The organism is Archangium sp., from assembly GCF_036389735.1.
Classification (GTDB): domain Bacteria; phylum Myxococcota; class Myxococcia; order Myxococcales; family Myxococcaceae; genus Archangium.
Genome location: NZ_DASVWK010000534.1, coordinates 1 through 7,869 on the forward strand (window position 1 = coordinate 1; position 7,869 = coordinate 7,869).

Annotated in this window: 8 protein-coding genes and 1 pseudogene; 2 read left to right on the top strand and 7 right to left on the bottom strand. The window is 69.1% G+C overall.

The genetic code is table 11. The annotated features are described in order from the left end of the window. Positions 1 to 661, bottom strand: a pseudogene (locus VF794_RS18650) (cytochrome B6); the annotation flags it as partial. A gap of 234 nt (positions 662 to 895) precedes the next feature. Continuing rightward, positions 896 to 1,573: a PAQR family membrane homeostasis protein TrhA gene (gene trhA, locus VF794_RS18655; protein ID WP_331112266.1), complete on the bottom strand. Its 678-nt coding sequence runs from the start codon at positions 1,571 to 1,573 to the stop codon at positions 896 to 898. A 180-nt stretch (positions 1,574 to 1,753) separates the two neighbouring features. On the opposite strand from trhA, the gene VF794_RS18660 reads away from it, so the two are divergent. Further along, positions 1,754 to 3,292 carry an amidohydrolase family protein gene (locus VF794_RS18660; protein ID WP_331112267.1) on the top strand — a complete coding sequence of 513 codons (1,539 nt, stop codon included), beginning with the start codon at positions 1,754 to 1,756 and terminating at the stop codon, positions 3,290 to 3,292. A gap of 64 nt (positions 3,293 to 3,356) precedes the next feature. Here VF794_RS18660 and VF794_RS18665 read toward each other — a convergent pair whose 3' ends face one another. Both VF794_RS18665 and VF794_RS18670 read right to left on the bottom strand, forming a co-directional pair. Continuing rightward, positions 3,357 to 4,001: a hypothetical protein gene (locus tag VF794_RS18665; RefSeq protein WP_331112269.1), complete on the bottom strand. Its 645-nt coding sequence runs from the start codon at positions 3,999 to 4,001 to the stop codon at positions 3,357 to 3,359. Further along, entirely contained in the window at positions 3,992 to 4,351 is a 360-nt protein-coding gene (locus VF794_RS18670) for a hypothetical protein (protein WP_331112271.1), read from the bottom strand. Before VF794_RS18670 ends, VF794_RS18665 begins: the two co-directional genes overlap by 10 nt. A 69-nt stretch (positions 4,352 to 4,420) precedes the next feature. On the opposite strand from VF794_RS18670, the gene pip reads away from it, so the two are divergent. Next, positions 4,421 to 5,380, top strand: a complete 960-nt coding sequence (gene pip / locus VF794_RS18675; RefSeq protein ID WP_331112273.1) for a prolyl aminopeptidase — start codon at positions 4,421 to 4,423, stop codon at positions 5,378 to 5,380. 10 nt (positions 5,381 to 5,390) lie between these two features. On the opposite strand, the gene VF794_RS18680 is transcribed toward pip, so the two are convergent. The 3 genes from VF794_RS18680 to VF794_RS18690 form a co-directional block, all read right to left on the bottom strand. After that, positions 5,391 to 6,971: a chemotaxis protein CheA gene (locus VF794_RS18680; RefSeq protein ID WP_331112275.1), complete on the bottom strand. Its 1,581-nt coding sequence runs from the start codon at positions 6,969 to 6,971 to the stop codon at positions 5,391 to 5,393. 7 nt (positions 6,972 to 6,978) lie between these two features. Further along, on the bottom strand, positions 6,979 to 7,584 hold the full coding sequence (locus VF794_RS18685) for a GAF domain-containing protein (protein ID WP_331112276.1): 606 nt from the start codon (positions 7,582 to 7,584) through the stop codon (positions 6,979 to 6,981). 17 nt (positions 7,585 to 7,601) lie between these two features. Beyond that, on the bottom strand, positions 7,602 to 7,869 hold a 268-nt coding region (locus VF794_RS18690; RefSeq protein ID WP_331112278.1), incomplete at its 5' end, for a response regulator.

Here is a 7,869-nt window from a genome sequence, read left to right on the forward strand (position 1 = left end):
CGGGGGTGAGCTTGCCGTTCATGATCTCGAAGTAGTTGCGGACGGTGAGCACCTTGCCCTGGGACACGTCCCCCAGCTCGGGCCGCTGCTGGAGGAAGATGGGCGGCGGGAACTCCGGCGTCAGGTGCTCGGGCAGGTCGAAATCCACGTCGAAGCGTTCGAGCGAGCGGCCCTCCTGCTTGCGGATCTCATCGATCTGCTGCTTCGGGAAGACCTGCCCTCCCACGGCGTGCTTCACGTGGGGCAGCGGCAGGAAGCCCTGCGGGAAGAGGCCCTTCTCGCGGATCTCCTGCGGGCTCATGGCGGCCAGCTGCTCCCAGGTCACCCCGCTCGGCAGCTTGACGCGGACCCCCTGCTGCACGGGCTTGCGACCGCCCGACATCATCAGCTTCGAGGACCGGTTGGACAGGTCATACCGGGACTCGAGGAGTGACTGCTGGCGGCGCATGACGCCGGCCTTCTCCCGCATGTCCCGCTCCATCACGGCCTTGAAGCTCTCCTCGGCCACGATGGGAATGGTGTAGGTCTGGTCTCCAGTTTCCTTGGGCGTGGGCGTCTTCTGCCCGCCAGGCTTGGGATCCTTGGTCGACTGCGCGAAGGCGACCCCCAGTGACAGCAGGACAGCCACGGCCAGGACACCCTGACGGGACATCCGGTTCATGCGTGCACTCCTTGGCAAAGAAGAGGCCCAGGCTACGCACGATGGGCTGGCCCCCCCGAGGCCTCCGGGCGGGTCCTTCCGGAACGTGTCCTACCTCCGACACGCCAGCAGCGCGTCACGTTCGCCAGCCAACCGAGCCCTGGAACATCCTCGGCGGCCAGCCCCTCCCCTCCCCCGCGTACGGTCCGCAGGAACCCCGATCGGGGCAGGCTCATCCCCCGCCACGAGGCAGCTTCACCCGCCCCACAGCACGTCGAGGATGACGGCGTAGTGCACGGTGGCCCCGGCGATGACCATGAGGTGGAACAGCTCGTGGTAGCCAAAGACGGTGGGGCGGGGGTCCGGCCATCTGCGCGCGTAGACGACGGCGCCCAGGGCATAGATGACCGCCCCGAAGACGAGCCACCCGACACGCGCCGGGCCAATGATGTCCGGCAGCCGCAGCATCACCGGGAGCGACACCATCCCCAGCACGACATAGAGCACGGAGCGGAGCCCCCGTGGCCCGGAGCGGCCCAGCAGCGCGAGCCCGGCGCCCATGAGCGCCGCGGCCCACATCACCCAGAGCAGCAACGGGCCCCAGCCGCCTCCCGCAGCGTCCAGTGCGGCCACGGGCGTGAAGGTCCCCGCGATGAGGCCATAGATGGCCGCATGGTCGAGCCGCTGGATGAGCTGGGAGGTGGCGGGGCTCCAGTTGGGACAGTGGTACGTCGCGCTGATGCCGAACATCAGCACGAGGCTGACGCCGAACACCATGCCGGCCAGGTGACGCACGCCCTCCACCGGGGCCAGGGCCAGGAAGAAGCACCCGGCGAGCGCCACCACGAACGCGAACGCGTGCGACACGCCGCGCAGCCTGGGCTTCACTTCCTCTTCAACCCGGAGAGTCTCGACACGCTCTTGGGATGCCATGTCCTGCTCGTACCTCCGGCAGGTCACCGTCGCGTCAGCAAGTGGCCTCCTGCTGTCCTGGCGCTGACTTCTAGCCCCCGGACATGCCGTCCCGTGGACACTGGTTGCCCCGACCCCGGCTCGAGTCCCACGTCTCGAGTCCTTTGACACCGTCTCGGGCGCTCTGCTCATCTCGGGGCCGTGCGCACATGGCTCTCCAGGAGACGGCGGGTTCTCGGCTGTCTGGCGTTGCTGCTCTCGGGGGTGGTGGCGCTCTTCACCGCCGGCGTCCTCTGGCCGCTCGAGGCGCCGCCGCCACCGCCGGGCGTGGAGTCGTTCGCCATCCGCGACGTCACCGTCGTGGACACGGAGGGCGAGCAGGATCTTCCGAACGCCACGGTGCTCGTCCGCGATGGGCGCATCGAGGCGGTCGGCCCGGCCGCGGAAATGCAACTGCCGGAGGGCGTGCGGCTCGTGGAGGGACAGGGCGGGTTTCTCATCCCGGGCCTCTGGGACATGCACGCCCACGTCATCCGGGGCGCCGAACAGCTCCAGCTGCCACTCTACGTGGCACACGGTGTCACGGGGCTGCGCGACATGCTCAGCTGGCCGGACGACTCCGAGGTGCAGGCGCTCACCGTCGCGGACAAACGGGACATCCATGCGCGGGTGGAGCGGGGAGCACTCGTCGGCCCCCGCATCGTCTCCATTGGGAGCTACTACGCGGAAGGGCCGTCATCCCGAAACAAAGCCTTCCCCCCCTTCTTCAACGTGCGCACTCCCGCCGAGGCGCGTGCCTTCGTCGCGCACGAGAAGGCGCGCGGGGCGGATTTCATCAAGATGTACAACCGGACGCCCCGCGAGGCGTACTTCGCGCTTCTCGAGGAGGCACGGCGCCAGGAACTGCCCGTGGCTGGCCACGTCCCCTACTCGGTGAGCCTGCGCGAGGCGGTGGAGGCAGGGCAGCGAAGCATCGAGCACGGACGTGACCTCCTCTACGCGTGCTTTCCGGAGGCGGACCGATTTCGTGCCGCGATGCTGGCGCGCGAGCCGCGGGTCCACTGGCTGCGGCGAATGGTGGACGAGCACGAACCGGAGCGGTGCGATGCGCTCCTCGAGATGCTCCGGGCGCACGACACCTTCCTCTGCCCCACTCACGTCATCCGCCGCGAAGACGCCCTGGCGGACGACACGGGCTACCGTCAGGACCCGCACCTGCGCTCGTTGCACTGGCTCTACCGCATCTTCTGGCGCTTCGACCTCGATGACACGGTGGCGGAGGACCCCAGCCCCGCGGGACGGCACGCCTACCGCACCTTCTACCGCAAGGGCCTGGAGCTCACCGGACGCGCCCACCGCGCGGGAGTGAAGGTGATGACGGGCACGGACCACCCGTTCTACGGCGCGAGCCTGCACCAGGAACTCGAGGAACTGGTGGAGGCGGGCCTCTCCCCACGCGACGCCCTCCGCGCCGCCACCCTCCACCCGGCGCTCTTCCTCGGGCGCGCGGGGGAATACGGCAGCATTCGTCCCGGCAAGAGGGCGGACCTCGTGCTGGTGGACGGCAATCCACTGGAGTCCATCCAGTTCGTGCGTCGCATCTCCCTGGTGAGCGTGGGCGGGCGCTTGTACGAGCGTGAGTCGCTGGACCAGTTGCTTTCCTTCACCCAGGAGCAGGCTGGCTCGTGGAGCCTCGGCTGCAAGATTCTCTGGCGTGTCCTCCGCAGCCTGTTGCCCTGACTCAGCGGCGTCTTCGAGCGCTGAAAATCCGTCGATCGCGCCACGCAACCTGGCGTCGCCGCGGCTACGCGAACTCGAAGCGCAGGCGCCGCTCCACCTCCGCGTAGCGTTCGAGCAGCTCGGCGTACGTGGGCGCGCCCATGTTGACGATACCGTAGTGGAAGCTGCCCACGTCCTGGTCATGGGAGGACAGCCGCTCGCCGGGCTCGCACAGCACCTGGACGAGGGTGCCGGGGAAGCGCTCCTGGAGCTCGGCGAGCTCTTGCTTCGAGGGCACGCGCACCACCCGCGCGTCGCTGAACCGGCGCAGCACGAAGCTCGACGCCGCCCCATCCCGGCCCGCCCTCGCCCGCCAGGGCACCTGCCGCCCCGTGGCCAGCGCGAGCTGTGCCTCGTAGGTGTTCATCCCATCCACACGCTCGTAGAGATCTGCGAACTGGTAGGACATGCGCGGGTTCACCTCGATGACCCGGACCGTGTCGCGTCGAGAGTCGTAGAACATCTCGATGTTGAAGCACGCGTGGTTGAAGCCGGAGCCCCCCATCAGCCGCACCGCCACGTCGCGCATGCGCACCTGCACGGGCTCGGGCAGGCGTGAGGGGTAGTCGAAGCGCTGGAAGCTGATGGTGCCCGGGTACATCACCGAGTCGACGATGCCCATCACCACGGGCGCACCACGCTCGACGAAGCCATCCACCGTCACCTGCACGCCCTCCAGGGGCCGCTCGGCGATGAACCACCACGGACGGGCAGGTCGGCGAGCGCGTGGAGGAAGACGCTGGCGAAGAAGGCGGTGAGCGCGGCCGAGCCCAGGGCGAGGCCTCCGAGCGCACCGGCCAGGGCCAGGGGGAGCGAATGGGCGCCGTGGATGAGGTTGAGCCAGAAGGGGCGCTGGTAGCTCTCGCGCCAGATGCGCTCCTCGGGCAGGCCCCGGAGGTAGCGCTCGCGCAGGTAGAGGATGACGATGGGCACGTCCGGGGCAATGGCCCCGGCGAGGATGGGCAGGGCCGGGAGCGAGGGCGCTCCACCGCCGAGGAGCCACACACACACCGACCCCATGGGTCCTCCCCGAGGAGTGGGTGCTCGGCGAGGACCACTGCACGCCTCAGGACAAATATGCTCCTGGGCATGACCTCCAACACACCCCGCTCCCTCTACCCGCCCATCGAGCCCTACAACACCGGCCGCCTCCGCGTGTCCCCACTCCACGAACTCTACTTCGAGGAGAGCGGCAACCCGAAGGGCAAGCCCGTGGTCTTCGTCCACGGAGGACCGGGCAGTGGCACGGATCCCAAGCAGCGGCGCTTCTTCGATCCGGCGGCGTACCGCATCGTGCTGTTCGACCAGCGCGGCTGTGGCAAGAGCACGCCCTTCGCGAGTGTGGAGGAGAACACCACCTGGCACCTCGTGGAGGACATGGAGACGCTGCGCCGCCACCTGGGCATCGAGCGGTGGCTCGTCTTCGGCGGCTCGTGGGGCAGCACGCTCTCGCTCGCCTACGCCCAGACGCATCCGGAGCGCGTCACGGAGCTGGTGCTGCGCGGCATCTTCCTGCTGCGCCAGCAGGAGATCCGTTGGTTCTACCAGCACGGTGCGCACACCATCTTCCCAGACGCGTGGGAGGACTTCCTCGCGCCCATCCCTCCCGAGGAGCGGGGGGACCTGGTCCAGGCCTACCACCGGCGGCTGATGGGGGACGATCCCAAGGTGCGCCAGGAGGCGGCGCGGGCCTGGAGCGTGTGGGAGGGCCGTACCAGCTACCTCGCGCCCAACGCGAACTACATCGCGCACCTGGGCGAGGACGAGTTCTCTCTCGCCTTCGCACGCATCGAGTGCCACTACTTCGTCAATCGCGCCTTCCTGCGCAATGACACCCAGTTGCTCGACGACGTGCCCCGCATCCGCCACATCCCGGGCGTCATCGTCCAGGGCCGCTATGACATGTGCTGCCCCATCGAGAGCGCCTGGGCGTTGCACAAGGCCTGGCCGGAGGCGGAGCTGAAGATCATCCCGGACGCGGGGCACGCGGCGTACGAGCCGGGCACCACGCACGCGCTCGTCGAGGCCACGGACCGGTTCCGCCGGTAGGCGGAGCGCCTCACCCCATCCGCCGCACGGCCTCCTTCAAGAGCGAGGGCACATCCAGGACGAGCCCCACCCGCCCATTGTCGAGGAGGGTGGAGCCGGCCACGCCGGGAAGGTTGCGGAAGAGTCGATCCAACGGCTTGAGGACGCGCTGGCTCTCGCCGTACAGCTCATCCACCACCAGCCCCGCGCGGCCCTCGCCGTGTCCCAGCACGACGACGCTCTCGCGGTCCGCACCGGGACCCCGCACGCCGAGCACCTCCCTCAACCGCAGGTAGGGCAGCGCCTGCCCGCGCAGGTTCAGCACGCCACCGCCGGACTGTCCGCACCACTCCGCCGGCAGCTCCAGGCACTCCTGCACCGTCTCCAGCGGCAGGACGTACGTCTCCTCGCCCACGCCCACCGCGAAGCCCTGGATGCTGGCCAGCGTCAACGGTACCCGCAGCGTCACCGTGGTGCCCTGCCCCTCCTCGCCGTGCAGCGTCACCGTGCCCCGCAGGGCCTCCACGCCGCGGCGCACCACGTCCATGCCCATCCCGCGTCCGGACACCTCCGTCACCGTCTCCGCGGTGGACAGCCCCGGCAGGAAGACGAGTTCCGCCAACTCTTCCTTCGTCATCCGCTCGGCGTCCCGCCCCAACGCGCGCGCCTTCTCCCGCAGCCGCCCGTAGCGCGGGCCCCGGCCATCGTCGGAGAGCTGCACCACCAGCATCCCCGGCTCGTGGAAGGCACGCAGCACCAGCGTCCCGGAGGACTCCTTTCCCGCCTCGCGCCGCGCCTCCGGCGTTTCCAGGCCGTGGTCCACCGCGTTGCGTACCAGGTGCAGCAGTGGCTCGCGCAGCCCCTCCACCAACGCGGTGTCCACCTCCACGTCCTCGCCCTCCAGCACCAGCCGCGCCCGCTTGCGCTGGGCTCCCGTCAGCTCCCTCATCGCACGCAGGTTCTGCCGGAAGAGCGGGCCCACGGGCACCATCCGCACCCGCCTCACCTCTTCCTGGAGTTCCAGGTGCAGCCGCTCCGCCTCGAGGTGCACCGCCTGAGACTCCTCGGCCGAGCCCTTCGCCAGCACCTGCGTCAGCCGCCCCCGGGCAATGGTCAGCTCTCCGGTGAGGGTGGCGATCCGGTCCAGCTTCTCCACATCCACCCGGAGCGTGCGCACGCGCCGGGCCTCCTCCGGCGCTCCTTCGGCGCCCACCGACACCAGCCCCGCCAGTCCCGGCGCGCCCAGTTGCTCCAGCAATCGCCGCGCGCCAGGAGACAGCTCCGCCTCCCCGGAGACCGAGGCCCCCGTCAGTCCACGCAACTGGTCCACCGCGCTCAACAGCAGCGTCACCAGCTCCCCGGTCGCCAGCCGCCGCCGCTCCAGCAGCGCCTCCAGCACATCCTCCACGACATGGACGAAGTCGGTGAGGGGAGTGAACCCCAGCGACGCCGCCAGACCCTTCAGCGTGTGAGCCCCCCGGAAGACGGTCTGGAGCGCCTCTTCTCGCGGGTGGACCTCGAAGGACAGCAAGCCCGCCTCCATCTCGGCGAGCAGATCCTCCGTTTCATCCCTGAAGGATTCAATGATGAGCGCACGATCGATTTCCTCCATGGAGTCCTCAGCCCCCCCCCGTCAGCGATGACCTGACGGTCGAGCAACGGGCGCAGTGGAGGGCCATCCCCCCTTGCGTCTCCAGCAACTCGAAGAGGAGCTGGTCCGCCGCATTGAAGGACGGTTTGTGGGGCAACAGCCGGAAGATGGCGATGAGCCCGAGCACCTGGGTACCCAGTTTCAGGGGGATGCAGGCACTCACCGCCAGGTCATCGGCCGGCGAGGCCTCGGCCACCCAGCTCCTCCCCTTCTGGACCACGAGAGCGAGAGGACCCTCTCCGAGTGGGACGCGCCGCAGGCGCTCGGAGTCCATCCCCATGCCCCCAAGCCAGGACAACGTCGACGCGTCCGGCTCGAGCTCGAAGACGGCGAAGGCTTCCGATCCGATGAGATCCTTGATGATTTCCCCGAAGGTGGCCACCAGCTCCGAGTCCGTCACCGCTTCGCTCAAGCGGGTGCTGGCGGTGCACAGCTGTGCGAGGTTCGACATCCGCGCCTCCAGCCGTTGTCGCTCGGTGCTCAGCAGGCGCGTCCGCATGCGCAGCGCCTCGTTCTCCTGCTGGAGTTCCTGCACGCGTCGGGAGAGGTGCTCCGGCTGCTCGTCTCGTGACATTCGCGCGCTCCTCCGCTCTACAGACCGAGATACCGCTCGAGCTTGTCCAACAGCTCATTACCATTGAATGGTTTGGTGATGTAGTCGGAGCAGCCACTCTCGAAGCCCCGCTGCACGTTCTGGGGCTCGCCGCGGGTGGTGACCATGATGATGGGGGTGTCGCGCGTCGTCTCGTGCGTGCGCAGCGCCTGACAGGCCTCGAAGCCGTCCATGCCCGGCATGATCACATCCAGGAAGATGATGTCCGGGCGCTCGGCCACGGCCTTTTCCACCGCCTCCTCGCCG

Bases quoted from the DNA above. Each gene is read 5' to 3' on its own strand.
- trhA (WP_331112266.1), bottom strand. From the start codon at position 1,573: ATGGCATCCCAAGAGCGTGTCGAGACTCTCCGGGTTGAAGAGGAAGTG.
- VF794_RS18670 (WP_331112271.1), bottom strand. From the start codon at position 4,351: ATGGGGTCGGTGTGTGTGTGGCTCCTCGGCGGTGGAGCGCCCTCGCTC.
- pip (WP_331112273.1), top strand. From the start codon at position 4,421: ATGACCTCCAACACACCCCGCTCCCTCTACCCGCCCATCGAGCCCTAC.
- VF794_RS18680 (WP_331112275.1), bottom strand. From the start codon at position 6,971: ATGGAGGAAATCGATCGTGCGCTCATCATTGAATCCTTCAGGGATGAA.
- VF794_RS18685 (WP_331112276.1), bottom strand. From the start codon at position 7,584: ATGTCACGAGACGAGCAGCCGGAGCACCTCTCCCGACGCGTGCAGGAA.